At 62.1% G+C, this 23232-nt stretch carries 26 protein-coding genes, 1 other RNA gene and 1 pseudogene; 10 read left to right on the top strand and 18 right to left on the bottom strand.

What is annotated here, in order from left to right; all coding sequences use genetic code 11:
- Positions 1–19 precede the first annotated feature (19 nt).
- From NKH30_RS15485 to miaA, 3 genes are all read right to left on the bottom strand, one after another.
- Entirely contained in the window at positions 20–406 is a 387-nt protein-coding gene (locus NKH30_RS15485; RefSeq protein WP_352767806.1) for an ester cyclase, read from the bottom strand.
- Positions 407–538: 132 nt separating this feature from the next.
- Positions 539–1333, bottom strand: coding sequence for a GGDEF domain-containing protein (locus NKH30_RS15480; RefSeq protein ID WP_352501016.1), 795 nt, complete (start codon positions 1331–1333; stop codon positions 539–541).
- 104 nt (positions 1334–1437) lie between these two features.
- The gene (gene miaA / locus NKH30_RS15475) at positions 1438–2406 is read right to left on the bottom strand and encodes a tRNA (adenosine(37)-N6)-dimethylallyltransferase MiaA (RefSeq protein WP_352539757.1); all 969 of its coding nucleotides are present in this window, start codon (positions 2404–2406) and stop codon (positions 1438–1440) included.
- Here miaA and serB point away from each other — a divergent pair.
- A complete protein-coding gene (serB, locus tag NKH30_RS15470) occupies positions 2396–3283 on the top strand; it encodes a phosphoserine phosphatase SerB (protein WP_352996059.1) in 888 nt (295 codons plus the stop codon). The two genes, miaA and serB, sit on opposite strands and share 11 nt — an antisense overlap.
- The gene (locus NKH30_RS15465) at positions 3280–3852 is read left to right on the top strand and encodes a GNAT family N-acetyltransferase (RefSeq protein ID WP_352614328.1); all 573 of its coding nucleotides are present in this window, start codon (positions 3280–3282) and stop codon (positions 3850–3852) included. Before serB ends, NKH30_RS15465 begins: the two co-directional genes overlap by 4 nt.
- A 47-nt stretch (positions 3853–3899) precedes the next feature.
- On the opposite strand, the gene NKH30_RS15460 is transcribed toward NKH30_RS15465, so the two are convergent.
- The 5 genes from NKH30_RS15460 to NKH30_RS15440 all read right to left on the bottom strand — a co-directional run bounded on the left by NKH30_RS15460 (position 3900) and on the right by NKH30_RS15440 (position 9309).
- The gene (locus NKH30_RS15460) at positions 3900–5417 is read right to left on the bottom strand and encodes a DegQ family serine endoprotease (protein ID WP_352539566.1); all 1518 of its coding nucleotides are present in this window, start codon (positions 5415–5417) and stop codon (positions 3900–3902) included.
- Between the two features lie 145 nt (positions 5418–5562).
- Positions 5563–6525, bottom strand: coding sequence for a protease modulator HflC (hflC, locus tag NKH30_RS15455; RefSeq protein ID WP_352539565.1), 963 nt, complete (start codon positions 6523–6525; stop codon positions 5563–5565).
- Positions 6525–7619 (bottom strand): FtsH protease activity modulator HflK, encoded by a 1095-nt coding sequence (gene hflK, locus NKH30_RS15450; protein ID WP_352471619.1) that lies wholly within the window; start codon positions 7617–7619, stop codon positions 6525–6527. Before hflK ends, hflC begins: the two co-directional genes overlap by 1 nt.
- A gap of 161 nt (positions 7620–7780) precedes the next feature.
- Positions 7781–8299: a dihydrofolate reductase gene (locus NKH30_RS15445; protein WP_352471618.1), complete on the bottom strand. Its 519-nt coding sequence runs from the start codon at positions 8297–8299 to the stop codon at positions 7781–7783.
- Positions 8299–9309: a DUF4424 domain-containing protein gene (locus NKH30_RS15440; RefSeq protein ID WP_352471617.1), complete on the bottom strand. Its 1011-nt coding sequence runs from the start codon at positions 9307–9309 to the stop codon at positions 8299–8301. The genes NKH30_RS15445 and NKH30_RS15440 overlap by 1 nt, the downstream gene beginning before the upstream one ends.
- A 141-nt stretch (positions 9310–9450) precedes the next feature.
- Between NKH30_RS15440 and cobF the strand changes: the two genes are divergently transcribed.
- A complete protein-coding gene (gene cobF, locus NKH30_RS15435) occupies positions 9451–10224 on the top strand; it encodes a precorrin-6A synthase (deacetylating) (protein WP_352539563.1) in 774 nt (257 codons plus the stop codon).
- A gap of 33 nt (positions 10225–10257) precedes the next feature.
- Here cobF and NKH30_RS15430 read toward each other — a convergent pair whose 3' ends face one another.
- The 6 genes from NKH30_RS15430 to NKH30_RS15405 form a co-directional block, all read right to left on the bottom strand.
- On the bottom strand, positions 10258–10599 hold the full coding sequence (locus NKH30_RS15430; RefSeq protein ID WP_023676697.1) for a winged helix-turn-helix domain-containing protein: 342 nt from the start codon (positions 10597–10599) through the stop codon (positions 10258–10260).
- Between the two features lie 81 nt (positions 10600–10680).
- Positions 10681–11793 carry a molybdenum ABC transporter ATP-binding protein gene (gene modC, locus NKH30_RS15425; RefSeq protein WP_352996057.1) on the bottom strand — a complete coding sequence of 371 codons (1113 nt, stop codon included), beginning with the start codon at positions 11791–11793 and terminating at the stop codon, positions 10681–10683.
- Entirely contained in the window at positions 11790–12494 is a 705-nt protein-coding gene (gene modB / locus NKH30_RS15420; protein ID WP_352996055.1) for a molybdate ABC transporter permease subunit, read from the bottom strand. The genes modC and modB overlap by 4 nt, the downstream gene beginning before the upstream one ends.
- A 15-nt stretch (positions 12495–12509) precedes the next feature.
- On the bottom strand, positions 12510–13301 hold the full coding sequence (modA, locus tag NKH30_RS15415; RefSeq protein WP_352996053.1) for a molybdate ABC transporter substrate-binding protein: 792 nt from the start codon (positions 13299–13301) through the stop codon (positions 12510–12512).
- A gap of 286 nt (positions 13302–13587) precedes the next feature.
- Positions 13588–14382 carry a thymidylate synthase gene (locus NKH30_RS15410; RefSeq protein ID WP_352996051.1) on the bottom strand — a complete coding sequence of 265 codons (795 nt, stop codon included), beginning with the start codon at positions 14380–14382 and terminating at the stop codon, positions 13588–13590.
- Between the two features lie 113 nt (positions 14383–14495).
- Complete coding sequence (locus NKH30_RS15405) at positions 14496–14807, bottom strand: DUF2853 family protein (protein WP_023676702.1); 312 nt, start codon at positions 14805–14807, stop codon at positions 14496–14498.
- 161 nt (positions 14808–14968) lie between these two features.
- Between NKH30_RS15405 and ssrA the strand changes: the two genes are divergently transcribed.
- Positions 14969–15324: a transfer-messenger RNA gene (ssrA, locus tag NKH30_RS15400) on the top strand.
- Between the two features lie 98 nt (positions 15325–15422).
- Here the strand turns inward: ssrA and NKH30_RS15395 are convergent.
- The gene (locus NKH30_RS15395) at positions 15423–17213 is read right to left on the bottom strand and encodes an acetolactate synthase 3 large subunit (RefSeq protein ID WP_352996049.1); all 1791 of its coding nucleotides are present in this window, start codon (positions 17211–17213) and stop codon (positions 15423–15425) included.
- Positions 17214–17618: 405 nt separating this feature from the next.
- Here NKH30_RS15395 and NKH30_RS15390 point away from each other — a divergent pair, with 405 nt between their 5' ends.
- Entirely contained in the window at positions 17619–18359 is a 741-nt protein-coding gene (locus NKH30_RS15390; protein ID WP_352501027.1) for an SDR family oxidoreductase, read from the top strand.
- Here NKH30_RS15390 and NKH30_RS15385 read toward each other — a convergent pair.
- Positions 18313–19248, bottom strand: coding sequence for a LysR family transcriptional regulator (locus NKH30_RS15385; RefSeq protein ID WP_352996047.1), 936 nt, complete (start codon positions 19246–19248; stop codon positions 18313–18315). The genes NKH30_RS15390 and NKH30_RS15385 overlap by 47 nt on opposite strands.
- Before the next feature lie 101 nt (positions 19249–19349).
- The gene (locus NKH30_RS15380; protein ID WP_023676705.1) at positions 19350–20555 is read right to left on the bottom strand and encodes a multidrug effflux MFS transporter; all 1206 of its coding nucleotides are present in this window, start codon (positions 20553–20555) and stop codon (positions 19350–19352) included.
- A gap of 168 nt (positions 20556–20723) precedes the next feature.
- Here NKH30_RS15380 and NKH30_RS15375 point away from each other — a divergent pair, with 168 nt between their 5' ends.
- The 4 genes from NKH30_RS15375 to NKH30_RS15360 all read left to right on the top strand — a co-directional run bounded on the left by NKH30_RS15375 (position 20724) and on the right by NKH30_RS15360 (position 22548).
- A complete protein-coding gene (locus NKH30_RS15375; protein ID WP_352456524.1) occupies positions 20724–21413 on the top strand; it encodes a TetR/AcrR family transcriptional regulator in 690 nt (229 codons plus the stop codon).
- A gap of 134 nt (positions 21414–21547) precedes the next feature.
- A complete protein-coding gene (locus NKH30_RS15370) occupies positions 21548–22084 on the top strand; it encodes an SspB family protein (RefSeq protein ID WP_352450077.1) in 537 nt (178 codons plus the stop codon).
- A gap of 18 nt (positions 22085–22102) precedes the next feature.
- On the top strand, positions 22103–22306 hold the full coding sequence (locus NKH30_RS15365; protein ID WP_023676708.1) for a DUF4169 family protein: 204 nt from the start codon (positions 22103–22105) through the stop codon (positions 22304–22306).
- Positions 22307–22326: 20 nt separating this feature from the next.
- Entirely contained in the window at positions 22327–22548 is a 222-nt protein-coding gene (locus NKH30_RS15360; protein ID WP_352450079.1) for a ribbon-helix-helix domain-containing protein, read from the top strand.
- On the opposite strand, the gene NKH30_RS33155 is transcribed toward NKH30_RS15360, so the two are convergent.
- Complete coding sequence (locus NKH30_RS33155; RefSeq protein WP_502895654.1) at positions 22512–22835, bottom strand: hypothetical protein; 324 nt, start codon at positions 22833–22835, stop codon at positions 22512–22514. The two genes, NKH30_RS15360 and NKH30_RS33155, sit on opposite strands and share 37 nt — an antisense overlap.
- An 86-nt stretch (positions 22836–22921) precedes the next feature.
- On the opposite strand from NKH30_RS33155, the pseudogene NKH30_RS15350 reads away from it, so the two are divergent.
- Positions 22922–23226: pseudogene (locus NKH30_RS15350) on the top strand (MarR family winged helix-turn-helix transcriptional regulator); the annotation flags it as partial.
- Positions 23227–23232 lie beyond the last annotated feature (6 nt).

Genomic DNA, 23232 nt, shown 5'->3' with positions numbered 1-23232 from the left:
TAGGCAGCGCTCGCAGATATCAAAGCTGAGTTTCGATGGCTGTCTTGTCTATAACTGACCACACCTGGCGAATTTTCCCTCTCTGAAACTCATAAAATACGTTCTCGGCAAACGAAATTCTCTTCCCGCTTACATCGAGCCCAAGGAACGTTCCCCTTGGCGCGCAGTCGAAGCTTAGCCGGCTCGCTACATAAGGCGGATCGGCAACCAATAGCTGAATGTTGAAGTAAAGGTCCGGAATTTCGTCGAAGTCTCTCACCAACATCTCGAGATAGCCGGACAATCCGAGCTTGCGACCGTTGTGGGTCACTTCATCATGAACAAACCGCCCCAGATTTGGCCAATCCTGCTTGTTCAGGCATGCAATATAGCCTCGGTAAAGACCGGAGAGATCGGATTTAGTCACGGCAACACCTCTATTTCCGGCAAGCCCCGCAAAGGCAGCATCTCAGCTTGACGGGGTGATGTCGGTCTGCGTGCACCGGAAACGAAGAAAACGATACCAGACGGCCGGCATCACGAATTCAATGACGGAATTTCAGGCACAGACGCGGTTGCGCCCTTGCCTCTTCGCCTCATAGAGCTGGCGATCGGCACGTCGATAGAACTCCTCGGCGGTTTCCTTGCGATCCCAGACGGCAAGCCCGACGCTGGTGGTGATTTTCAGTCGGACGTTACCCGTCAGCACCGACATGTTGGCGATCGCCTTGCGGATGCGCTCGGCGAATTTGGATAGCAGCTCGGCGTCCATATTGGGCGTGACCACCGCGAACTCCTCGCCGCCCAGGCGCGCCACCACGTCGTGATAGCGTGTCATGTCCTTGAGACAGTTGGCGACCGCCCGCAACACCTCGTCGCCGACATCGTGGCCGTGGCTGTCGTTGACCTGCTTGAAATGGTCGAGGTCGAGGATCATCAGCCCTACTGGTTTCTCGATGCGGCGGAACTCTTCGAGATATTCCTTCAGCGCATCGTCGAAATAACGCCGGTTCTGCATGCCGGTGAGGCTGTCGGTGAGCGCCGCATGCTCCAGCGTCTCCGAACGCGCGCTGAGCGAAACGGTCATGGCGCGCAGCTTGCCTTCTTCCGTCGCCTGCTTTCGGATCAGAGGGTAGATGAAGAAAATGCCGAAGAACAGCGCAGTCGCCAACAGCACGCCCGTCGCAAACAGCAGCTTGTTGAGATAGACGATTTCATCGAGTTTTGAAGGCGTATTGCTAATGTCGGCGGCCAGGGTTTGCAGGAGCCCATAGGCGTAAAGCGTCACCAGGCCGGCGGCCAGGATCACAAAAATAAAGACGAAGAAGGCTGATTCCGCCTTGTGGAAACGCATCTGCTCCCCGTTGGAAAGTTCGTAGCGATCTTATGGCATGCGGGAACTTACGGACAGTTAACCTGGACAACTTCAACGCGAAATGTCCCCTCGGTGTCGACTTTTCAGGTTGCGCTCGAAGGAGGGAGTGAGAGCATCGAGTCGATCCCCCCATCAGGACGCAATCTCTGCCATTCCGGGCCTAATTGGTGCCTGAACCAGGTCGCCTGCCGTTTGGCATATTGCCGCGTCGCGATTTTCGCGCGCTCGATGGCCTCGGGAAAACTGAAGGCGCCGGCCAGCGCGGCCTGAAGCTCGCGAACACCGATTGCTTTCATCGCCGGCAGGTCGGGATCGAGGCCGAGCGCTGAAAGCTGTTTCACCTCGTCCAGTGCCCCCTCATCCAGCATGCGGTCGAAGCGGGCATCGATCCGCTCCACCAGAGCCGCTCGCTCCGGCTCGATGACGAAAAAGCGCGCGCTGCTCCCGTCGATCAACGGCCGGCCACGCGCGGCCTGCCAGTCCAGGATGGAACGGCCCGACGCGTCGAGCACCTCCAGCGCCCGCACGATGCGCTGCCCATCCGTCGGCTTCAGCATCATGCCGGCCGCAGAATCCTCGCGCAACAGGATGCGGTGCAATCTCACTGCGCCCTGTTCCTGGAGCTCGTAGCGCCAGCGATCGCGGATCGACTTCGGAATGTCGGGCATCTCCGAGATACCTTCCGTGAGCGCCCGGAAATAAAGCCCGGTTCCGCCGACGAAAATCACTGGCCGCTCCGAAAGCGTGCCGTCGTCGATCAGCTTTATGACATCACGCAACCAGGCGCCGGTTGAATAGGCGGTGGACGGATCGACGTGTCCATAAAGAAAGTGGGGGACGCGGGCGAGTTCGGCAGGACCAGGCCGCGCCGTCAGCACGTCGAGCACCGAATAGCCTTGCATGGAATCGGTGTTGACGATGACACCGCCATTGCGCTCGGCGAGGTCGAGTGCGAGCGCCGACTTGCCGCTGGCGGTCGGCCCGGCTATCAGGATCGCGTTCTTCAGGCGGCCTTCGCCCGCCCGTCCGCTGGAATTTTCGATGCCGCTGATCGCCACGCTTCTATCCCATCCCGCCGGCCGCGCATTGACGTCGACGCTAGCGAATATGGCCTCGCGGTCGGTCGGCGCAAGCGCTGTTCGCTGGCTGGCCGAAGGCATCGCCTGCGAGCTCGACTTGCCGGAGACCGCCGACGCTTCCGAAATAACGGCGCGCCTGCGTGCCGCGCTGGCTTCCGAACCGATCGACGTGGCCGTCCAGCCGGCCGAGAACAGGCGCAAGAAGATCCTGATCGCCGACATGGATTCGACGATGATCGACCAGGAATGCATCGACGAGCTTGCCGACGAGATCGGCGTCAAGGATCGCGTCGCCGCCATCACGGCGCGATCGATGAACGGCGAGATCGCATTCGAGCCGGCCTTGCGCGAGCGCGTGGCGCTGCTCAAGGGTCTCGATGCCGCAATCATCGACCGCATCATCGACAATCGCCTGACGCTAGCCTCCGGCGGCCGCACGCTCGTCCAGACAATGGCGGCCAATGGCGCCTGGACGGCGCTGATCTCCGGTGGTTTCGACATCTTCACCACCCGCATCGCAGCATTGCTCGGCTTTCACGAAAATCGCGCCAACCGCCTGATCGAGCAGGATCGCCGCTTCACCGGCCTGGTCGCCGAACCGATCCTCGGCCGCGCCGCCAAGGCCGAAGCCCTTATCGAGATTTCCGCCGGCCTCGGCCTGACGCCTGCCGATGCCATTGCCGTCGGCGACGGCGCCAACGATCTCGACATGATCCGTCTTGCCGGCATCGGCGTCGCCTTGCATGCCAAGCCGGCCGTCGCAGCCGAGGCAAAGATCCGCATCGACCACGGCGACCTCACCGCCTTGCTTTATCTGCAGGGTTATCGCCGGGAGGAATTTGTCGAATGACGCCGATCCGCACCGAGCGCCTGATCCTGCGCAACTGGGAAGATCGTGACCGCGAGCTCTTCCATCGCATCAATTCCGACGAGTTGGTCATGGAATTCTTTCCGTTTCGCCGCGACCGTGCCCAGTCGGACACCAAGATGGAGGAGTTGCGCGCGGCTATCGATCGCGACGGCTTCGGCTTCGCGGCCGCTGAGATCGCAGCCACAGGCGAATGCATCGGCTTCGTCGGCATAACCCGAACTGATCATTTGCCATTCCTGCCGCCCGGCACGATCGAGATCGGCTGGCGGCTGGCACCCGAATTCTGGGGCCGCGGCTATGTCACCGAAGCAGCCGAAGCCTGGCTCACCTATGGCTTTGAAAGACTTGGCCTCGACGAAATCGTGTCCTTCGCAGTCAAGGATAACAGCCGGTCCACTGCCGTTATGGAGCGCCTGGGCATGATCGCCGACCCCGCCTCCGATTTCGACCATCCCGGTGTTCCGGACAGCCACACCGCACTCAGGCGACATGTCTTCTACAGGCTGTCACGCACAGACTGGCAGGCAAGAAAAAGAGCGGCCCGCTAGCCGCCCTTTTTCGTTTCAAGATCAGAGCATTGCAGGCTCTTCCGGACTCAATCCATCCGGATTGTCACAAACCTCAGCTCGCCGGTCTTCGACGCCAGCATCAACAGCGCGTTCTTGCGCCCCTGCTCCTTCAGCGCGCCGATCCGGTCCATGACGTCCTTGGGCGTTGCGACCGATTCCTGCGCGATCTCGGTGATCACCTCGCCCGGCTGGATGCCGCGTTCGGCAGCCGCCGAATCCTTGGAGACGTCGGTCACGACGACGCCGGAGACGTCGGCGGCGATGCCGAATTTCGTGCGCGTCTCCTCATTGAGCTCGCCGATCGTCATGCCGAGCACGGCAGCCGTCGAAACCGCAGGCGCCTTGTCGGCATCGTCCTGGTCGGCGTTGCCGTTTTCACCGCCGCTGGCAAGCTTTTCGCCGTCCTCGAGCCGGCCGAGCGTCACCTTGACGGTCTGCTCGACCCCTTTGCGCACGATGATCACGTCGACCGCCTTGCCGACCGGGCTCTCCGCCACGACGCGTGGCAGGTCGCGCATTTCATGGATGTCCTTGCCGTCGAACTTGATGATGACGTCGCCGGCCTGGATGGTGCCGTTGTCGACCGGCCCGCCCTTGATAACGCCGGCGACCAGCGCGCCCTTGGCGGTCGCCATGCCCAGGCTTTCGGCAATGTCGTCGGTCACCGGCTGGATGCGCACGCCGAGCCAGCCGCGCCGCGTCTCGCCGAACTGGCGAAGCTGGTCGACGACGCCCGAGGCAAGCTGCGACGGGATCGAGAAGCCGATGCCGATCGAGCCGCCCGATGGCGAGATGATTGCCGTGTTGATGCCGATGACCTCGCCGCTGCTGTTGAACAGCGGTCCGCCGGAATTGCCGCGGTTGATCGCGGCATCGGTCTGGATGAAGTCGTCATACGGGCCGGAATTGATGTCGCGATTGCGTGCCGAGACGATGCCGACCGTCACCGTGCCGCCGAGACCGAACGGATTGCCGATCGCCATCACCCAGTCGCCGACACGCATCGTGTTGGAATCGCCGAACTTCACCGCCGTCAGCTTGTGCCCTTTCGGATCGACCTTCAGCACCGCGACATCGGTCTTGGTGTCGGTGCCGACCAGCGTCGCCTTGAGCGTCACCCCATCGGAGAAATTCACCTCGATGTCGTCGGCATCGGCAATGACGTGGTTGTTGGTCACCACGATGCCCTGCTCGGCGTCGACCACGAAGCCGGAGCCCAGCGACTGCACCTTTTGCCCGCCGCCGCCCTTGTCGCCGCCACGGTTCTTGAAGAAATCGTCGAAGAAGTCCTGGAAGGGCGAGCCCTCCGGCAGCTGCGGCATCGGCACTGCGCCCGGCCCTTCAGTGCCTTTAACAGTCTGCGACGTCGAGATGTTGACCACGGCGCCAAGCAGGCCGGCGGCGAGATCGGCAACCGAGGGCGGCCCGTCGGCTGCCATCGTCGGCGCCACGAACGACGGAACGGCAATGGCGCCGACCAGAAGCGCAGCGGCCCCGGCGATGAACGTCCGCCTCGCTGCACGCAGAAGGGTGGTGGATGTCATCGAAAGGCCTCCGGGTGTTCTGAAAAAAGCGCTTCGGCAAAAAACGCCGCGTCGCGTCATGTTGGCAAGAAATAAGGCACGTTTGCGGCTATGGCTACCGCCAGAGAATAAATCCTCTGTTACGCCGGCTATCCCTGCACCGGCCCTACTGGCCGGTGCTTGGCTGAGCCGCCGGTGGCGCGGGAGCGGCAGGTGCTGGCGGTGCTGCCGCCGGTGCCGCAGGCGTTTCCTTGCTGTCCGGGTCGCGGAAGAAGCGGAAGAACTCGGAATTCGGCGACAGCACCATCGTCGTTCCTGCGCTGTTCAGCGCCGTGCCATAGGCATTCATCGACCGGTAGAAATCGAAGAAGGCCGGATCGCGCTGATAGGCCCCGGCAAACGTCGCGCTGCGCTGGGCTTCACCTTCACCGCGCAGGATTTCAGACTCTTTCTGCGCTTCGGCGACGATTTCGACCACTTCGCGGTCGGCGCGAGCCCTGATCCGCTGCGCTGCCTCGTTGCCGCGCGCCCTCAGCCGCTCGGCTTCGGCGAGACGTTCGGCCTTCATGCGGTCGAAGGTCTGCTGCGAGACTTCGGCCGTGAGATCGGTGCGGCGGATGCGGACATCCTCGATCTGCAGGCCAAGCGAGGTGGCATCAGGCCTCAGCTGATCGCGCACCTCGCGCATCATCACGGCGCGCTCTTCCGAGAGTGCCGCCTCGAAGTCGCGCAGGCCGTAGACGCGGCGCAAGGCAGCGTCGAGACGCGTCCTCAGCCGGGCCTCGGCCAGTTCGATCTGGCCGGAAACCGCGGCGCGGAACACACGCGGGTCCGAGATACGATAGGCGATAAAGGCATCGACCTCATAGAATTTGCCGCCCGAAACCTGGACACGGATGTTGTCGAGGTCGAAGCGCAGGACCCTGTTTTCGATCAGCTGGACGGTGTCGGCATCGAAGAAGGAGAATGGCGCCTTGAAATAGATGCCCGGCTGGTTCTTGACGTCGACGATTTCGCCGAACCTGAGCACCAGCGCCTGCTGGCGCGCATTGACGACGAAGACCGACGAATAGAGCAGGAACAGGATGACCGCGGCGATGACCGCAATGACGGGAAGACGGTTGGCCATCACTGGTTTCCTCCGGTGGCCGGTGCCGGCGCCTTCTGCTGCAATGCCGGCAGCGGCAGGTAGGGAACCACCCCTTGCCCGTTGCCTTGCTCGACGATGACCTTGCTCGAATCCTTCAGCACCCTCTCCATCGTCTCCAGGTAGAGCCGCTTGCGCGTCACTTCCGGCGCCTTTGCATATTCGTCATAGACCGAGATGAAGCGCTGCGCCTCGCCTTCGGCCTCCTGCACGACCCGGTTCTTGTAGGCGGCCGCGTCTTCGCGGATCTGTGCGGCCGCACCGCGCGCCTGGCCGAGCTTCTGATTGGAATACTGATTGGCCTGCTCGACGAACTTGTCCTCGTCCTGTTCGGCCCGCTGCACCTCGTCGAACGCGTCTGCCACCTCGCGCGGCGGCGCGGCGTCCTCGATGGAAATTGCGTTGACGTTGAGGCCGGCCTTGTAGCCGTCCAGCGTCGTCTGGATGATCTCACGCACCGACGCCGCAATGCCTTGCCGGTCGTCGCGGAAAATGTCCTGCGCCGGGCGCCGGCCGACCGCTTCGCGCATCGCGCTTTCGGCGACCTGCTGCAGCATGCCGCCCGGGTCGGACACGTCGAACAGATAGGCCTTCGGGTCGGAAACCTGATAGGCCACCGAGAATTGCACGTTGACGATGTTCTGGTCGCCGGAAAGCATCAGGCCATCGCCGCTGGTGCTGCCGCCGCCGATGCTGACAAGCTGCTCGGCGATGTTAGCGGTCTCGACCGTTTCGATGGGCCACCAATGGAAATGCAGGCCCGGCTGCGACAGCTCCGCCTTCGGCTTGCCGAACCTGAGCTCCACCGCAACTTCATCTGGCTGGACGGTGTACACTGCCTTGAACGCCCATAGCACCACCAGCGCCGCGGCAATCAGCCCGAACACGGCAGGGCTCGCGCCACCGCCGCCCGGCAGCGCGCGCCGCAACCGGTCCTGCCCGCGCCGGATGATATCCTCGAGATCGGGAGGCGAGCCCTGCGGGCCGCTGGGTCCTTTTGGTCCCTGACCCCAAGGCCCCTGATTGTTGCCGCCGCCCCACGGGCCGCCGCCGCCGCTCTTGTCGTTCCAGGGCATGAATGTCCTTTCGCTTGGAATTCCCTCAAGCGCCGGCTCACCGGCGCAAAATCCAATATTATTCTTCTATAGGGATGCGACGGCACGCTTTCAACGCGATCGGCTGCCGCCACTGTCCGCCTTTGGGTCCATCTAGACCTGTCGCGACCCCTTTGTCGCCTTCAATGCACGTCGCGGCGCCGCTCGTAAACCGAATAGCGTGTCGCATGGCTGTCCTTTTCGCCAGCCTCCACCTCCTGCGAGCGGACGATCCGCCACAGCGCCGGATCGATCGGCGGGAAATGGGCATCGCCGTCGACCGCGGCCAGAACATGGGTCACGTGCAGCCGATCGGCCAACGGCAGCGCCTGAGCGTAGATTTCGCCGCCGCCGATGACGCAGATCTCGTCGGCGCCGGCCATGCAGCGCCCGCGCACCGTCGCCAGCGCGATTGCGTCCTCGATCGAGTGCGCGACTTCGACGCCCTCGGCGCGCCATGCCTTGTCTCGTGTCACCACGATGTTGAGCCTGCCCGGCAATGGGCGGCCGATGCCTTCATAGGTCTTGCGGCCCATGATGATGGGCTTGCCCATCGTATCGGCTTTGAACCGCTTGAGATCGGTGGACAGCCGCCACGGCAATCCACCCTCGCGCCCGATCACGCCGTTCTCGGCGATGGCGACATAAAGCGCGAGGTCCATCAGCCGCCGTTTCCGCCATCCGATGGCTCGAGCAGCAATATGTCGATGTCGTGCTCGGGGTAGAAGTTCTGCGCCTTCATCTCGAACGTCGTCGGTCCGATCTTCCTGACGTTTTCGCCGCAAAACGAGACCAGGTTCTTCGCATCGCCCTTGTCGACGGTCAGCTTGAAACTGCCGATGTTTCCCGACGCCCAGTTGCCGCCCGTGGTCAGGATATAGGCGATGCGGTTCTCGAAATATTTGGGATAGCCGTCGGGATCGTCCTTGGCTGCCTTGCGCACGGCATTCTCGAAGGCATCGTCCATGCAGTAGCGTGTCTTGTAGGCGGCATACTGACCCTGGAACTGGCCGTCATAGAAGAAGCTGACCGAGGAGGTGCCGCCGACGCTCGGCTTGTAGCGATGCGAGACATGGACCGCCTTGTTGGCCGGAAACGTCGAGCGCCACCAATAGGTCGAGCGCAATTGCCAGAACGGCGTATAGACGGTCTTCATGCCCGAACCGTCGTCAGCAGTGTCCTCGATGATGATGCCGCGGTTGACCCAGTCGTCGGCGACCGCTTGCGGCAGCTTTGCCAGCGCTGCCTTGGCCGCATCGCCGAACGGATAGAACGGCACGCCCTGCGCCTTCAGGTCAGCGCCGATATCGATGCCGAGCGCGAACACCTTCTGCTCGAGCTGCGGCTTTGCCGGCTCCCCGTCGATCGTCACTTCGAAGCCGAGGAAATTGTCGCTCTGCGCCTCCGGAATCGCTGGTATTTCTTCGGGGTCGCCTTCGATGTCGGGCATCGGAAAGGCGACGATCGCATCGACATCCTTGTCGGTGTTGTTGCGGAAGACGTAATCGACCATCACTTTTTCCGGCGAGATGTAGAGATCCTCGCTTTCCATCGCCACCGCATCGCTGCGCGAAAGGATCAGCCCACCGGTGCCGAGTTCTGCGACCGAATCATTGGCGAGCGCAGGCGTAGCCGAGAGCGCCAAGGCTGCGGTCAGGACGTAACGGAACATGGAAACTCCCCCGGCGAGAATGCCAGCATGACTCTAGCTGTTCAATGTGGCGTTTCAAAGCCTTTCGGCAAATGCGCCGGCGCCTGCCGGCATGTCGTGTCGGTCTAGACACGCCGGTCCCGATCGGGCAGGAGTTCGCCCATGCGCAAGCTTCTCGTCATCGGCATCGGCGCCGGCAATCCGGAGCACATGACGGTCCAGGCCATTAATGGCCTCAACCGGGCCGACGTGCTGTTCATTCCCGACAAGGGCGCGAAGAAGAACGATCTCGCCGAATTGCGCCGCCAGATCTGCGACCGCTTCGTCATCAATCCGAACTCGCGCCGGGTCGAATTCGATGTACCGGTGCGCGCCGAGCCGGCGCCTTCCTACCGCTCGACCGTCGACGACTGGCACGAGGCGATCGCCGCGATCTACGAAGGCCTGATCCGCGACGAACTCCCTGAAGATGGCTGCGGCGCCTTCCTGATCTGGGGCGATCCGTCGCTCTACGACAGTGCGCTGCGCATCCTTGAGCGCGTGCGCCTCAGAGGCAATGTAGCGTTCGAGCTGGAGGTCGTCCCTGGCATCACCGCCATCCAGGCACTCGCAGCCAGCCACAAAATGGCATTGAACCGGATCGGCGACGCCATTTTGATCACCACCGGCCGCCGGCTCGCCGAGGAAGGTCTGCCCGAAAACGCCGGCAGCACCATCGTCATGCTGGACGGCAAATGCGCCTTCAACACGCTGGACGACAACGACGTCACCGTTCACTGGGGCGCCTATCTCGGGACGCCTGACGAGATCGTCATCTCGGGCCGGATTGGCGACGTCGGCGACAAGATCGTGACCACCCGTGAGCAGGCCCGCCGGAAAAAAGGCTGGATCATGGACACCTATCTGCTGCGCAAGCCGGGCGAGCCTAAGAAGTAACAGGGATCACACGCGGCATGAATTCCGCCGGCGTCACGCTGCGTCGATCTCGGCCTGCAGCGCCTCCATATGCGCCGCCGCTGCTGAAGACGCAGCCCGCTCGATCGCGCGGAAGCGGCTGACCACAGCAAGCCCGACCGACGTCAACTGGGCGCCACCGCCTTTTTTGCCGCCCGTCTGTGCCGCAACCAGCGGCTTGCCGAACACGCGGTTCATGTCTTCGACCAGATCCCAGGCGTGCTTGTAGGACATCTCCATGCCGCGTGCCGCGGCCGAAATCGAGCCGAAGGCGGCGATCTGTTCCAGAAGCTCGATCTTGCCCGGTCCGATGCGGCCATCTGGATCGAGATTTATCCGCAAACTCAGCGACGGCATTTGCTCCTCCGCGGTCACGCTATTCTACAAGTTCCGCGGCGATACCGCTATTCCAAAACGATATAGCGAATCATCGGCCGTTCACTCATCCGCCTTGGCGGGCAGGCCGGCGCCGGTATTCGCCCGGTCGAAGCTGACCGTCTTGACCACGGCGAAGGCCTGTCGGCCAAGCCGAAGCCCCAGTGTCTGCCGCGACTGTTCTGTGATGCGGGCAAGCACGGTTGCGCCATTGCAGTCGAGGCCGATCTCGACGGTAGGCCCTTCGCCCGGCTCTATCGCCACGATCGTGCCCGGCAATATGTTGAGCGCGCTGAGGCCAACCGGCTGCTCGGTGGCGATCATCACGTCGCGGGCACGGATGCGGACGCGCACCGGCGCACCGACTGGCGTTGCCAGAAGCGGCACCCGGATCTCGCCCGCCAATGAGCCTAGCACCGTCATGCCGAAGGCTTCGTCGTGGCGCAGAACCGCGGTATCCAGCACGGCGCCGCCCTCGCCGCGCTCTTCGGCCGGCAATAGATCCAGACGCTGCATGATCGCTCCGGTCGGACCGGAAGCGGCGACCTTTCCTTGCATCAGCACCACGACGTCGCTCGCCAGCCGCGCCACTTCGGCGATCGAGTGGCTGACATAGACGATCGGGATTTTCGTCTCGTCGCGCAGCCGCTCGATATAAGGCAAGATCTCGGCCTTGCGCCGCTCATCGAGCGAAGCCAGCGGCTCGTCCATCAGCAGCAATTTCGGACTGGCAAGCAGCGCCCTGCCGATTGCCACACGCTGCTTCTCGCCACCGGAGAGTTTTGCCGGCCGCCGGTCGAGCAAATGGCCGATCCCGAGCAGTTCGACCACGCCATTGATATCGGCGTAACGCTCAGCAGCCGGCGTGAACCAGCGGCCATAGCGCAGATTGCTCGCCACGCTCATATGCGGAAACAGCCGCGCATCCTGGAACACCATGCCGATCCGCCGTTTGTGCTTCGGCACGAACAGACCGGCATCGCTATCGACCAGCACGCGGCCCTCGGCCGCGATGCGACCTTTGTCGGGGCGGATCAGCCCGGCAATCAAATTGATCAGTGTCGTCTTTCCGGAGCCGGAAGGCCCGAACAGCGCAGTCAGCCGCCCGGCGCTTTCGAAGCGGGCATTGACGATGAAATCGCCAAGCCGGTGGCTGATGTCGACCTGAACCGTCATTCGATGTCCATCCGCCGGCCGACACGCCGCGCCAGCACTTCCGAGGCAACAAGTGCCGCCATCGAGATGACGATCGAGATCAGCGTCAGCCTGAGCGCGCCGGCGTCGCCGCCGGGAACCTGCGTGAAAGTGTAGATCGCCGACGGTAGCGTCTGCGTCTCGTTCGGGATGTTGGAGACAAAGGTGATCGTCGCGCCGAATTCGCCCATCGCCTTGGCGAAGGAGAGGATCGCACCGGCGATCAGCCCGGGCAGGATCAGCGGCAGCGTGATCGTGCCGAATACCCATAGCGGATTGGCGCCGAGCGTGCCGGCGGCCGCCTCGATTTTGCGGTCGACGGCCTCGATCGACAGCCGGATGGCCCGCACCATCAGCGGAAAGCCCATCACGCCGCAGGCGAGCGCGGCGCCAGTCCAGCGGAAGGAAAAAACGATCCCGAAATGTTCGGCCAGGAAAGCGCCGGCCGGACCACGCTTGCCGAAAGTCAACAGCAGCAAATAGCCGGTCACCACCGGCGGCACGATCAGCGGCAGATGCACCAGACCATTGAGCAGCGTCTTGCCCCAGAACTGGCCGCGGGCAAGCACAAGAGCGATCAGGACGCCTGGCGGCAGGCTGGCAATCATCGCCACGGTCGCCACCTTGATCGACAGCTGGACCGCATTCCATTCGTCGGGAGCGAGATCCAGCAGCCAGTTCATGTGCGGTGCCGTACGTCAGTTGCTCGGCGCGAGGATTGTAAAACCTTGCGCCTTGAAGAGTTCGCCAGCCTTGGCGGATTGCAGGCATTTCAGGAATGCAGGGGTATCCCTGCTCTTCGAATCCGCAAGCTGGGCGACTGGATAGATGATCGGCGGATGGGTACCCGCGGGGAAAGTGCCGACCACCTTCACGCCAGGCTCCGCATGCGCATCCGTGGCGTAGACGATGCCGAGTGCTGCCTCGCCGGTCGACACCAGCTTTAGGGCGGCGCGGACATTCTCGGCCTGCGCCACCTTGCCTTCGACCGAAGACCAGGCACCGAGCGATTCGAGGGCTGCCTTGCCGTATTTGCCTGCCGGCACAGCTTTGACATCGCCCATGGCAAGTTTGCCGTCACCGACGAGCTTGGCAAGATCGAAACCCTTTTCGATCCTGGTTTCAACCTTGGAATCCCGTGGCGCAACCAGAACGATCTGGTTACCGAGCAGTTTCACTTCGGTTTCGGGCTTGGTCAGCTTCCTGTCGGCAAGATATTTCATCCAGTCGAGATCGGCCGAGATGAACAGGTCTGCTGGCGCGCCGCTTTCAATCTGCCTGGCCAGCGCCGAGCTCGCCGCGTAGGAAATGGTCGCCGCCTCGCCGACATCGGCCTCGCAGGCCTTGTTGACGGCATCGAGCCCATCCTTCAGGCTCGCCGCGGCAAACACGACCACCTTGTCATCGGCATGGGCCGCCGGCGCCGCGGCCATCAGGATGGCGGCGAGACCCGCGATGGCAATCGTCGTCGAACCTTTGCGCGCCAGCATGAAACTCTCCTCGTCTCGGAACGCCCGAAGCCGTCCATCGATATATCCATGTGAACATAACAAGGAAAGGCTCTTTACCGCCTACGGCATTCTGAGCTGAGGTTTTCCCGGCCTGCGATAATCTTCGTTGGATACAGCGGCACCGAGGCCGAAGGAAATATTCACATGAAAATCAGCGACCAGGGATTGCGCGTCAAGTCGACGTCGGCCAATAAAGATGGATGCTGACAACGCCCGAGGGCGTAGCCGCAGTAGGCAATGTCGACATGCACAGTCGGCTATGGTGCTAGACCGCGATCGGTGCCTTGATCGTCGCGTCGGCGAAATAGTTCTCGAGCCGGAAATCCTCGAAGCGGAAGGCAAAGAGATCCTTCACCTCGGGATTGATCCACAGCGTCGGCAACGCCTTGGGCGTGCGCCGCAATTGTTCGCGCGCCTGCTCGAAATGGTTCGAGTAAAGATGCGCGTCGCCGAGCGTGTGGATGAAATCGCCGGGTTTCAATCCGGTCACCTGCGCCACCATCAGCGTCAGCAACGCATAGGAAGCGATGTTGAACGGCACACCGAGAAAGATATCGCCCGAACGCTGGTAGAGCTGGCAGGAAAGCTTGCCTTCCGAAACATAGAACTGGAACAGGCAGTGGCAGGGCGGCAAGGCCATGCCCTCCACCTCGGCCGGGTTCCACGCCGAAACGATCAGCCGCCGCGAATTAGGATTTTGGCGTATCTCCTTCAGAAGATTCGCAATCTGGTCGATAGCGCCGCCATGGCCGTCCGGCCACGACCGCCATTGTTTGCCATAGACCGGGCCGAGATCGCCGTTCTCGTCGGCCCACTCATCCCAGATCGAGACGCCGTGATCGTTGAGATATTTGATGTTGGTGTCGCCGGCCAGGAACCACAAAAGTTCGTGGATGATCGACTTCAGGTGCAGCTTCTTGGTGGTGGTGACCGGAAAGCCGCGGGCCAGGTCGAAGCGCATCTGGTAGCCGAATACCGAGCGCGTTCCGGTGCCCGTGCGGTCGCCGCGATCAGCGCCGTTTTCCAGCACATGCTTCAGAAGGTCGAGATACTGGCGCATCGGCTCCGGTCCGATTCGGGTTGTCAGCCATCATAGCCGAATGACCGTCGGCCGAACACAGCAAAGCGAGACGATTCCAGCAGAAGTCTCACCAGCACCGGCGGCGAGGTTGCTCAGAGCGAGCCGAGCATGCCCAGATCCTTGGCGACGAGGTAATAGAATGTCACCCGGCTCTTGCTGTTGTCGGCCGCCATAGCCTTGCAGGTCTTTTCGATAGCCGCATCCGCCTTGGCACCGTCGGTGACGCCGAGCTTGCCGGCGACCCAGCTGTTCCTGACGCGCTTCAGTTCCTCCGGGTCGGTGCAGGACACCAGCGAGGAATCGCGGTTCCTGAGCGCGATGCCCAGATGCTTGACGATCTTGGCGACCGCGTCGGCATCCGCCGCCGCATCATACTTCTTTACGTCTGCGAGATAATCGGCCATCGAATTTCCCCTCGTCGGCGCCACGGGATCCGGTCGATGAGGATTGTGGCGCGCTGCCGCAAGTATGCGCTAGGTCTCCTCACCGCCACAAAGCTTCGGTTGAGACCGGCTGCAAGTCAACCCTTCATGATCCACTTTGGCACGGACGAAAGTGGCATTCCGGCCTTTCATTTTCCACCGCCAGTCCCTATATTCGCTTCGTCGGCTCGACCGACTATGGCGATAAACAGGCGATGAAATAAGCCGTTCGGACCCGGGGGCGGTACCCGGCGCCTCCACCAAAAACCGCTGCTCAGGAGCGGCTTTTGCTGGGGGCGAAATAGGATCGACGAAGGTGTAAAGATCGTATTTTTGCCCGGCATTGTACCACCGTTATCGGGCTAAACTTATAGTTGCCAACGACAACTATGCGGAAGCACGTCTCGCCGCGTAAGCGGTGCGATAGCTTCAATTCAAGCCCTAGTGGTTCGCACTTCTAGGCGGGGTTCGGAGGTACCTGGCAACAGAAACCTCCATTTCTCCCCCTTTTTGATATGCGCAGCCGCAGGCTCGCCCGATATGTGCAGCTGCGGGCCTGGGCTTTTTACGCCCTGATACGCCCTGGCGCCGCTGCGTTCATACCAGTCCCTGGCTGATCGTTTCGATCGCGCTGCCAAAGGTTTCGTCGGCAGCCTCATGTGACATCTCGTTGTGCGCCCTGCCCGTCCTGATCATCGGAAAACAATTGGCGAGCTTGGCAACACGACAGTCAAGGAGCACCGGCCGGTCCACATCGATCATTTCCTGGATCGCATCATCAAGGTCGGCTGGTTTGTCGCAGCGCAGGCCGACCGCTCCGAACGCCTCGGCCAATTTGACAAAATCGGGCAAGGCCTCGGAATAGGAATGCGCGAGGCGGTTGCCGTGAAGAATTTGCTGCCACTGGCGAACCATGCCCATATATCCGTTGTTCAGGATGAAGACCTTGATCGGCGCGTCGTACTGGACTGCCGTCGACATCTCTTTCATGGTCATCTGAACCGATGCGTCGCCGGCGATATCGATGACGAGGCTGTCCGGATGTGCGATCTGCACGCCCAGCGCCGCCGGCAGGCCGTAGCCCATAGTCCCGAGGCCGCCCGAACTCATCCAGCGGTTCGGCTTTTCCAAGCCGTAGAATTGGGCCGCCCACATCTGATGCTGGCCCACTTCAGTGGTGATGTATGTGTCGCGATCCTTCGTCAGCGCGTAGAGACGCTCCACCGCGTATTGCGGCATGATCACATCCTTGTTCATCTCATATGAGAATGAATTGCGTGCGCGCCAGCCGGCGATCCTTCTCCACCAGTCCTGGAGGCGGCCTCCATCCGGTTTCTGAGACAATGCGCGCCATAGACGAACCATGTCATCCAGAACATTGCCGACATCGCCTTGTATGCCGATATCGACGTGGACGTTCTTGTTGATCGAGGACGGATCTATATCGATATGGATCTTGCTGGAGTTCGGCGAAAAAGCGTCCACACGCGAGGTCACGCGGTCATCGAAGCGCGCGCCGATACAGATCATGACGTCGCAATCGTGCATCGCCATGTTCGCCTCATAGGAACCATGCAGGCCGACCATCTTGAGCCAGTTTTTGCCGGAGGCGGGGTAAGCTCCAAGGCCCATAAGCGTCGAGGTGATCGGAAAGTCGGTCAGTTGAACCAGCTCCCTGAGCAATCTCGATGCTTCCGGGCCGGAATTGACGATGCCGCCGCCGGCATAGATAACGGGACGGCTGGCATTGGCCATCAGTGCTATCGCCTGGCCGATCTTGCCGATATCACCCTGAAGCTTCGGTTGATAATTTTTCAGCGCAGCAACACCCGATGGCGGCGTATACACGCCGGACGCAAACAGAACATCCTTTGGCATGTCGACGAGAACAGGCCCCGGTCGCCCCGACCGGGCGATGTGGAACGCCCTATGGATTGCTGACGCCAGGTCATTGACGTCTTTGACCAAAGAGTTGTGCTTGGTGCAGGATCGCGTGATGCCAATCGTGTCACATTCCTGAAAGGCATCGGAGCCGATCAATGTTGTCGGCACTTGTCCGGACAGACAGACGATCGGTACTGAATCCATCAACGCGTCCTGCAGGGGCGTCACGGCATTCGTCGTGCCTGGGCCTGATGTGACCAGCATCACGCCGACCTTGCCCGTGGACCGGGCATAACCCTCCGCGGCATGGCCGGCGCCCTGTTCGTGGCGCACGAGGATATGCTTGATGTCGTCCTGCTGGAATATCTCGTCGTAGATCGGCAATATGGCCGCGCCGGGATAGCCGAAAATATGCTCCACACCATTGTCTTTGAGTGCGCGGAGAACGATCTCCGCTCCTGTCATGCGGTTGCTCGTATGCTGAATGGAATTATCGCTTGTCATGGTTCTGTCCCGTAGCGTGATGAGGATGGGTTGACGGGGCGTCGCCGAAATCGGGCGTAAGAAGAATTTCGGGCATAAAAAAAGGCCCCGTCGGGAGCCTGTTTGTCGCGCACGGGTGGCTGTCGCCGGATGGTTACACCATCCTGCCCGTGCGCTTTCCTACCACTGCAAGAACGATTGCGATCTTCATGATGATCGCTGCTACACAGAAAATCGCGCATCGTCAACGTCTCAGGCTGAGGCGTCTCAGGCTGAGGCGAAAGCCCAAGGGCCTCCCATCATCGGAACCTCCGATGGCAGCATTCGTTTCTTCCCGTTTCCCTTCTTCTACGCCTTTGCGGGACAAGGCCTCAGTTTCTCGCCGCGTGTGGTCATGCCCGGCGAGCTGCCTCATGGAGAGATAAGATGAACCAGGAAACCACACCAAAACACGAACGCATCCTGATCGTTGGCGGCAGTTCCGGCATGGGGCTGTCGCTGGCCGAACAGCAGCTTGCCGCCGGCGCCGAGGTTACGATCGTCGGCCGCTCCGAGGACCGGTTGTCGGCCGCACGGCAGCGCTTGCCTCACCCGGAAAGGCTGAGGACGATCGCAGCCGACGTCACAAGCGAGGACGAGGTCCAGCGCCTGTTCCAGGATGTCGGCACGCTCGACCACATCGTCTCGACCGCCGCCGACGTTACCGGCGTCTATGTGTTGCTTCCCGAGATGGATATCTCGGTGGCGCGCAAAGTGATGGATTCCAAAGTCGTCGGACCGCTTCTTCTTGCCAAACATGGCGCGCCTCGTCTGACGCCCGGGGGATCGATCACGCTGACCTCGGGCATCGCCGCCTATCGTCCGGCGGCGAAAGGCTCGGTGGTGGCAGCCGTTAATGGGGCACTTGGCTCACTCGCCTACGCGCTTGCCGTCGAACTGGCGCCGATCCGCGTCAACGTCGTTTCGCCCGGCTGGGTCGACACGCCGATTTGGGATGCCGTCGTCGGCAGCGGAAAGACAGCCGCGCTGGACGCCATGGCAAAGCGTCTGCTCGTCGGCCGGATCGGCCAGGCAGCCGACATTGCCCAAGCCATCACGTCCCTCATGCACAACGGCTTCATCACCGGAACCGTGCTTCATGTCGATGGTGGCCAGCGACTGGTCTAGCGATGGCCAAAATTTCGCGGACCATTGCAAGGAACAGCCGCAGCACCGGCGCTTGAATGCGCCGGTGGCGCCATACCATGGTGACCGGCGTCACCGGGCTGCTTCCGACCCAGGGCAGCACGACGATATTGGCGTCAGCCGCGGAAGCCACGAGACGCGGGACCAGCGCGCATCCAAGACCGCCTTCAACAAGGCTCCGTATCGCGCCCATGCTGGCGAACTCGCCGACGAGTTTTGGACGGTCAGGCAATGTTGCGGCAAACGTTTCGTCGAACATCCGCCTATAGACGCAACCGGGCTGGGTGACGAGGAAGGCCTCGTCGGCCAGATCGTCGGGCGTTATGGCAGAATATCCAGCCAACCGGTGATTTGCCGGCATTATGGTGACGAGCTCTTCTAATGCCACTTGCTCGCTTCGCAGCTCCGGCGCCGCCGCCGGGACGGCTCCGAAATGGAAAGATACGTCCAGCGCCCCGCTTGTCACGCCGGCACGCAACCCACTGCTATCGTCCGCCCTGAGGTTCAGTTCCACATCGGGATGGCGCCGACGGAATTCCGCCAGCAGAGCTGGCAAGCGTGTCGAGCAAAGCGTCTCCAGGCCGCCGACAGTCAGGCGACCGGCAACCGTGCCGCTCGCGTCGGCGACAGCGGAACGGGCTTCGTCCGCGAGGTCGAGGAGATCGTTTGCATAGTCCAGCAGGCGTTGTCCCGCCGCCGTCAGCTTCAAGCCACGCCGTGACCTGTCGAACAGCGACGTGCCTAGATCGCTTTCCAGCGCCTGGATCTGTTCGGTCACGCTGGATTGGGCAAGATGAACCCGCTCGGAGGCGCGTGTGATGTTCAAGGTGGTGGCGACCGCCACGAAGGTTTTGAGATGTCGAAGCTGCATGTCCTGAACCCGTCATATAGGCATAGGCTGCTTTGAACCGGGACCGCAAACGTGAAAAGGCCGGGAACATCGCCCGGCCTTTTTGTCTCGATAGGCGAAGTTTACTCCGCCGGCGCTTCCGCGACGTCCCGGCTGCGGCCGAGCGTTATTTTGGCCAGTGTGAAGGAGATCGCCGCGCAGAGCGTGATGCCCGCCACCATCGGCAGCGGCGTGCCGTCGAAAAACACGCCGGCGACGCCCATGGCGACCGCGCCGATGGCGAAGTGCAGCGTGCCCATCAGCGCCGACGCGGTACCCGCGATCTCGCCATGCTCTTCCATGGCCAGCACCGACGTCGTCGGGATGACCAGGCCGAGAAAGCCGTAGCCGATGAACAGCAGCGCCGCCATCACGTCGAGCCGGTCGACACCCGATGCCATCACCGCGAACAGCACCACCATCGTCGTCGCATAGCCGGTCACCGCGACACGCACCACGCGCTGCAGCCCGAACCGCTCCGACAGCAACCCGGTCAGCTGCGACATGCCGATAAAGGCAACCGCATTGATCGAGAAGAACACGCTGTAGACCGAAGGCGACAGGCCATAATGGTCGATCAGGATGAAGGACGAGCTCGACAGATAGACGAAGAAGCTCGCAATGCCGAAGCCGGCGATGGCCGTCAGGCCAAGGAAGTTGCGGTCGCCCATCAGGAAGCGGTAGCCGGAAAGTGCCGTCCCGAAGGACGACCCGGCGCGCTCCTCGACCGGCCGTGTCTCCTTGAGCGAGGTCGCCAGCAGGATGGTGGCGAGCACGGCCGCGCCCGTCACCGTCCAGAACACGGCGCGCCAGCCGAAATTCTCGATGATCTGGCTACCGGTCAGCGGTGCCAGGATCGGCGACACCGAAAACACAAGCATCAGCAGCGACATCAGCTTGGCGGCCTCGGTGCCGGTATGCAGATCGCGCACGATCGCGCGCGGCACGGCCATGCCGGCGCTGGCGCCGAGCCCTTGCAGGAAGCGGAAGGCGATCAGCCATTCGATCGAGGGAGCCAGCGCCGAGCCGACGCCGCCGACCATGAACAGCGCCAGGCCGCCGTAGAGTGGCAGCTTGCGGCCGACCATGTCGGAGATCGGTCCGACGACGATCTGGCCGAAGCCCATGGAAAGAAAGAAGATCAGCAGGCTCATCTGCACCGCAGCAGTGCCGGCATGCAGATCCTCTCCGATTGAAGGCAGGGCCGGAAGATACATGTCGATGGCAAACGGGCCGATCGCGGACAATAGGCCGAGCACGACCGCAATGCGGAGGAATTTGGCGTTCATGATAGCAGGCTCTTTCGAATTCTGGTTGCCGCCGAGGACCGGCGTGTAACCCTAGGACGTTCCATCCCGTGGAGTTCCGACTCTTCTGCGGAACGAAACCCCCTTCGTGCAAGTCCACAAATTTAGACAGGCTTGTCTAATTCGTCAACCACCTCTATATAGTTTTGCATGAAGGCCAACGTCTCTCCTGACATTTTCCCGCCGCGAGGCCACGAGGCCAAGCGCATGTCGATTGTCGATGCCGCCGCCTCGGTCTTCTGCCGCGAAAGCTTTGCCGGTGCCAATATCGACATGATTGCCGCCGAGGCCGGCGTCTCCCGCCAGACCATCTACAATCATCACGGCGACAAGGAAAAACTGTTCGTTGCCATCGTCCGCGACCTCACCGAACGTTGCAATGCCGGCATCTTTGCCACGATCTCCACTTTTCCCGATCAGCCGAAGGATCTCGAGGCCGACCTCATCGCCTTTGCTGTGCGGATGAACCACAACTGCATCTGCAACCGCGACGGCAAATTCCTGCGCAAGCTGATCCAGACCGAGGGCGGGCGCTATCCCGAGTTGTTCGCCGAATGGCGCGAAGAGGGACCGGGCAGGACATGGCCGGCGATCGCCGCCCGCTTCGCCCGCCTCGCTCATGCGGGCTTCCTTGATATCGACGATCCCGATGTCGCAGCGCGCCAGTTCATGGCGCTTGCCAATGCCGAGTTGCAGACGACGTTCATGCTCGGCGGTACACCGACTGAGGACGAGGTGGTGCAATCGGCGACAAATGGCGTGCGCACCTTCCTGCGCGCCTTCGGCAAGCGGCAGCCTATGGCCCGGGCGAGCAAACAGGGCGCGCTCGCCAGCGCTTGACGATCAAAGCCGTTTGACGATCAAATCGTCGCCAATGGGCTTCGCTTCCGCACGCCGGCGATCTATATCCGGTTTACGCCGCGCTCAAGCTTGATTACAGCTATCAGGACGATTCAACGGAACCCGACAGCCACATGGCCGACGACCACATCCGCTACGACATTCTGGCCCAGGAGGCGTTGCGCGGCGTCATGCGCAAGGTCCTGGCCGAAGTCGCGCGCACCGGTCTCCCGGGCAACCATCATTTCTTCATCACCTTTCTCACCGGCGCGCCGGGCGTGCGCGTGTCGTCGCGGCTACGCGAGCGCTATCCCGAACAGATGACCATCGTCATCCAGTTCCAGTATTGGGACCTGAAGGTGAGCGACACCGGCTTTGAGGTCGGGCTGTCGTTTTCCGACGTGCCGGAGAAACTGGAAATCCCGTTCTCGGCCGTACGCGGCTTTTACGACCCGTCCGTCAACTTCGAGCTCGAATTCGACGTCAAGACCGATACCCCGGCGGAACAGGAGACAAAGGCCAAGCCTGCTCCCGAACCGCTGGCCATCGTCGCCGAGAAAAAGCCCGAGACGAAGAAGAAAACCGCCGAGGCGGAAAAGAAGCCTGCCGCGGCCGACGCCGTCGCCAAGGGCGCCGACGTGGTGTCGCTTGACGCCTTCCGCAAGAAGTGACCCGACGGGCGGCGTGACATGGCCGAGATCGTCAATCTCCGTCAGGCACGCAAGCAGAAGGCGCGAGCCGAGAAGGAGCGCCTGGCCGAACAGAACCGGGCGCTGCATGGCCGTTCCAAACCCAGCCGGGATCGCGACCGCCTGATCGCCGACAAGGCCGATAAATTCGTCGCCGGCCATCGCCGCGAAAATTCGGGCGATTCGGACAAATCCGATGCTTGAAGTGTGAGTAGGATCGTCTCGTGAGCCCGGTGGAAAAACGCTCGGTCACCATTCGCGGCCACCGCACCAGCTATTCGCTCGAAAAGCCTTTTTACGACGACCTGGTCGCCATCGCGGCCGTGCGAAAACTGACGCTCGCCGCCCTTGTCGCCGAAATCGACGAGAGCCGCCCGCGGGATGCCAATCTCTCCTCGGCGCTCCGGCTCTATGTGCTGGATTGGGCCAAGCGCGGCAAGTTGTAGCCTTCAGGCAACGCTATCCTGTTTCCTGCGCCGGATACGGAAGCCCAGCAAAGCCGAACGGTCGCGTTCTTCGGCCTGCCAAGCGGCGTATCCTGCAGTTTCAGGTCGGCGAGCGTGAACTGGCCAAAATAGGCGATGTTCGTGGCAAGCCGGATCAGCTTCAAGAGGGCAATGCCGGCAAACAACCCCGCCGTCGCAACCACCACCGCTATGCCGGCAATGAGCAGCACCCGGGCATCGGTGGTAAAATCGCGCAGATGGCTGGGGTTGGCGTGATCGGACTTCATTTGCAGACCTTGCTTTCTGGCGGCGTGCCGACTTGCGGATGGGTCGCCGGCCGTGCCACCGAGGATGGCGGGCACGAGCGATGTTGGTGACACCACGCCAGCATCAGGCCTGCTTGCAATCAAAGGGTTCCCCGGCGGAGGGCCAGTGACCATTGGCGACCTCGCGGAGCGCCTGCGCATCCGCCATCACAGCGCAGTGGAATTGGTCAACCGTCTTTGCGAAGCCGGGCTGGTCGCGAGGGACCACGACGAGGAGGACCACCGCCGCGTGCTGCTGCGGCTGACCGAGCGCGCCGACGACAGTCTCGCCGATCTGTCAGCAGCTCATCTCGACGAACTCGGGCGGATCGAGCCGATGCTGAAGCGCTTGCTTGCTGGAGGCGACACATAAGGGATG

The sequence above is a fragment of the Mesorhizobium sp. M1273 genome (assembly GCF_040318195.1).
Taxonomy (GTDB): Bacteria; Pseudomonadota; Alphaproteobacteria; order Rhizobiales; family Rhizobiaceae; genus Mesorhizobium.
The sequence above is the reverse complement of the archived record's forward strand: the minus strand, read 5'-3'. Positions and strand labels throughout refer to the sequence as shown.

What these genes read in the sequence shown, in the direction of transcription:
- NKH30_RS15480 (WP_352501016.1), bottom strand. Translation starts at nt 1,333, where the DNA reads ATGCGTTTCCACAAGGCGGAATCAGCCTTCTTCGTCTTTATTTTTGTG.
- serB (WP_352996059.1), top strand. Translation starts at nt 2,396, where the DNA reads ATGCCGCTGATCGCCACGCTTCTATCCCATCCCGCCGGCCGCGCATTG.
- NKH30_RS15465 (WP_352614328.1), top strand. Translation starts at nt 3,280, where the DNA reads ATGACGCCGATCCGCACCGAGCGCCTGATCCTGCGCAACTGGGAAGAT.
- NKH30_RS15460 (WP_352539566.1), bottom strand. Translation starts at nt 5,417, where the DNA reads ATGACATCCACCACCCTTCTGCGTGCAGCGAGGCGGACGTTCATCGCC.
- hflC (WP_352539565.1), bottom strand. Translation starts at nt 6,525, where the DNA reads ATGGCCAACCGTCTTCCCGTCATTGCGGTCATCGCCGCGGTCATCCTG.
- hflK (WP_352471619.1), bottom strand. Translation starts at nt 7,619, where the DNA reads ATGCCCTGGAACGACAAGAGCGGCGGCGGCGGCCCGTGGGGCGGCGGC.
- NKH30_RS15445 (WP_352471618.1), bottom strand. Translation starts at nt 8,299, where the DNA reads ATGGACCTCGCGCTTTATGTCGCCATCGCCGAGAACGGCGTGATCGGG.
- NKH30_RS15440 (WP_352471617.1), bottom strand. Translation starts at nt 9,309, where the DNA reads ATGTTCCGTTACGTCCTGACCGCAGCCTTGGCGCTCTCGGCTACGCCT.
- cobF (WP_352539563.1), top strand. Translation starts at nt 9,451, where the DNA reads ATGCGCAAGCTTCTCGTCATCGGCATCGGCGCCGGCAATCCGGAGCAC.
- NKH30_RS15430 (WP_023676697.1), bottom strand. Translation starts at nt 10,599, where the DNA reads ATGCCGTCGCTGAGTTTGCGGATAAATCTCGATCCAGATGGCCGCATC.
- modC (WP_352996057.1), bottom strand. Translation starts at nt 11,793, where the DNA reads ATGACGGTTCAGGTCGACATCAGCCACCGGCTTGGCGATTTCATCGTC.
- modB (WP_352996055.1), bottom strand. Translation starts at nt 12,494, where the DNA reads ATGAACTGGCTGCTGGATCTCGCTCCCGACGAATGGAATGCGGTCCAG.
- modA (WP_352996053.1), bottom strand. Translation starts at nt 13,301, where the DNA reads ATGCTGGCGCGCAAAGGTTCGACGACGATTGCCATCGCGGGTCTCGCC.
- NKH30_RS15410 (WP_352996051.1), bottom strand. Translation starts at nt 14,382, where the DNA reads ATGCGCCAGTATCTCGACCTTCTGAAGCATGTGCTGGAAAACGGCGCT.
- NKH30_RS15405 (WP_023676702.1), bottom strand. Translation starts at nt 14,807, where the DNA reads ATGGCCGATTATCTCGCAGACGTAAAGAAGTATGATGCGGCGGCGGAT.
- NKH30_RS15395 (WP_352996049.1), bottom strand. Translation starts at nt 17,213, where the DNA reads ATGACAAGCGATAATTCCATTCAGCATACGAGCAACCGCATGACAGGA.
- NKH30_RS15390 (WP_352501027.1), top strand. Translation starts at nt 17,619, where the DNA reads ATGAACCAGGAAACCACACCAAAACACGAACGCATCCTGATCGTTGGC.
- NKH30_RS15385 (WP_352996047.1), bottom strand. Translation starts at nt 19,248, where the DNA reads ATGCAGCTTCGACATCTCAAAACCTTCGTGGCGGTCGCCACCACCTTG.
- NKH30_RS15380 (WP_023676705.1), bottom strand. Translation starts at nt 20,555, where the DNA reads ATGAACGCCAAATTCCTCCGCATTGCGGTCGTGCTCGGCCTATTGTCC.
- NKH30_RS15375 (WP_352456524.1), top strand. Translation starts at nt 20,724, where the DNA reads ATGAAGGCCAACGTCTCTCCTGACATTTTCCCGCCGCGAGGCCACGAG.
- NKH30_RS15370 (WP_352450077.1), top strand. Translation starts at nt 21,548, where the DNA reads ATGGCCGACGACCACATCCGCTACGACATTCTGGCCCAGGAGGCGTTG.
- NKH30_RS15365 (WP_023676708.1), top strand. Translation starts at nt 22,103, where the DNA reads ATGGCCGAGATCGTCAATCTCCGTCAGGCACGCAAGCAGAAGGCGCGA.
- NKH30_RS33155 (WP_502895654.1), bottom strand. Translation starts at nt 22,835, where the DNA reads ATGAAGTCCGATCACGCCAACCCCAGCCATCTGCGCGATTTTACCACC.